At 48.2% G+C, this 618-nt stretch carries 1 tRNA gene and 2 rRNA genes; all 3 read right to left on the reverse strand.

Annotated elements, in window-relative coordinates:
- Positions 1–114: ribosomal RNA gene (locus F3J29_RS22605) — 23S ribosomal RNA — on the reverse strand; the annotation flags it as partial.
- Between the two features lie 221 nt (positions 115–335).
- Positions 336–411, reverse strand: a tRNA-Glu gene (locus F3J29_RS22610).
- Between the two features lie 85 nt (positions 412–496).
- Positions 497–618: ribosomal RNA gene (locus F3J29_RS22615) — 16S ribosomal RNA — on the reverse strand; the annotation flags it as partial.

Raw genomic sequence — 618 nt, forward strand, 5'->3', positions numbered from 1 at the left:
AAATCGCCGGCTATAACGGTTCATATCACCTTACCGACGCTTATCGCAGATTAGCACGTCCTTCATCGCCTCTGACTGCCAGGGCATCCACCGTGTACGCTTAGTCGCTTAACCTCACAACCCGAAGATGTCTCGTAAGACACAATCGCTGTTGTGAAAATTTGAGAGACTCGAACATGTCTTAACCTCATTCTTTATTACGGAAGAACGAGACGACATGTCGTTTCAATTTTCAGCTTGTTCCGGATTGTTAAAGAGCAAATATCTCAAACATGACTCTTTCAAGTCAGCTTTGAGATATAACGGCACGCAACTTTCACTTACATACCAGCAAGTGGCGTCCCCTAGGGGATTCGAACCCCTGTTACCGCCGTGAAAGGGCGGTGTCCTGGGCCTCTAGACGAAGGGGACACTGAAGTCTCAATCGCAAGACGCCTTGCTTCTCTACATCTATCAGACAATCTGTGTGAGCACTACGCGGGTTGTATCTTTTAGGTAAGGAGGTGATCCAACCGCAGGTTCCCCTACGGTTACCTTGTTACGACTTCACCCCAGTCATGAATCACAAAGTGGTAAGCGCCCTCCCGAAGGTTAAGCTACCTACTTCTTTTGCAACCC

The organism is Enterobacter sp. Cy-643, from assembly GCF_011752815.1.
Classification (GTDB): domain Bacteria; phylum Pseudomonadota; class Gammaproteobacteria; order Enterobacterales; family Enterobacteriaceae; genus Cedecea.